Annotated in this window: 2 protein-coding genes; one reads left to right on the top strand and one right to left on the bottom strand. The window is 72.7% G+C overall.

The genetic code is table 11. The features are described 5' to 3' along the window. Positions 1-95 precede the first annotated feature (95 nt). Positions 96-626, bottom strand: a complete 531-nt coding sequence (locus ACFXPX_RS43880; protein ID WP_380533178.1) for a MarR family winged helix-turn-helix transcriptional regulator — start codon at positions 624-626, stop codon at positions 96-98. Positions 627-789: 163 nt separating this feature from the next. On the opposite strand from ACFXPX_RS43880, the gene ACFXPX_RS43875 reads away from it, so the two are divergent. Then, a partial coding sequence (locus tag ACFXPX_RS43875) for an MMPL family transporter (RefSeq protein ID WP_380645125.1) occupies positions 790-1,244 on the top strand: 455 nt, incomplete at its 3' end.

Raw genomic sequence — 1,244 nt, 5'->3', positions numbered from 1 at the left:
GTACACGCGTGCCACCGGTGTCCCGCCGGTGGGCCTCGCCGAGCCGTCTCGCGCCAAGGTGCTGCCGCCGCTGCGGTGGCGAGCCCCGAGCGCTGCTATTCGGCTGCCAGTGCCAGGTAGGTGCGGTAGGCCTCGGTCACGTTGTCCAGATAGCGCTTCGCTGCGGCGCGTTCGGTCTCGTCCAGATCCGTGGACGCCGCGTGGAGGAGTTCCAGGAGCGGGGTGAGTTCGCCCATCACATGGGTGAGCCCGCTGTCCGTGACGCCCAGGATCTGGCGGCGGCGGTCGCTGGGGTGGGGGCCGCGCGTCATGTGCCCTTCGGAGACGAGCCGGTTGACGGACTGGGTCCCGGCGGCGCTGGTGACGCCGAGGCGGCGGGAGAGTTCGACCGGGCCGATCGGCTCGCCCGCACCGCTTGCCATGACCACGTGCTCGACGGCCTCGACGTTGGTGAGCGGCATGCCGAGACGCTCGGCGAGGACCGCGCGGGCGAGCTGGGTCAGGGTGAGCACGTCGCGCAGCGTCCGGGAGAGCTCGTCGCCCGCCGGCGCGCCGTGCGGGCGGGCGGTTTCGCGTTGTCCGGAATCCGAATCCGGTCCGGCTCCGAAGGACGGGTGTTGCGCCATACGGAGAAGTCTGCCACGGTAGCTATCGCTAAGTAACTTAACGACTTTGAGGGTGTGCGTTCCCGTGTCCCCTTCCCCGACCCTGCACGCCGGGCCGCAGCCCACCGACCGACCGTCCCCGGCGGGGGGCCTGCTCGCGAGGCCACGGACGACCGCGTGGCTCGTGCTGCTCCTGACCGTCATCGGCCTGGGCGCGGCGTTCGCGCTGGGCCCCGGTGACGCCACCACCACGAAGGCGACCGGCATCGGCCTGCCTGCCTCCGCCCAGTCCGCCCAGGTCGCCGAGATCCTCCGGACCTTCCCGTCCGGTGCTGCCGCCCCGGCACTCGTGGTCTACAGCAACACCGACAACAGCCCCCTCAGCGACGCCCAGCGGGCCGTCATCTCCGAACGCGCGACCGTGCTCGGCACCATGGGGACCGCCCCGGCCGCAGCCGCGCCCCGGTTCGTCGAGGACAAGGTCGCGACCGTCGCCGTCGTCCTGGCCACCGGCTGGGGCGACGACGAGAACGCCACCGCCGTCGACCGGATCCGTAGCGCCGCCGCACGGGACCTGCCCGCGTCCCTGCACGCGGAGGTCACCGGAGGGCCCGCCTTCCGCGCGGACCTCGGCAAGGT

The organism is Kitasatospora sp. NPDC059146 (genome assembly GCF_042786665.1).
Classification (GTDB): Bacteria; Actinomycetota; Actinomycetes; order Streptomycetales; family Streptomycetaceae; genus Kitasatospora.
The sequence above is the reverse complement of the archived record's forward strand: the minus strand, read 5'-3'. Positions and strand labels throughout refer to the sequence as shown.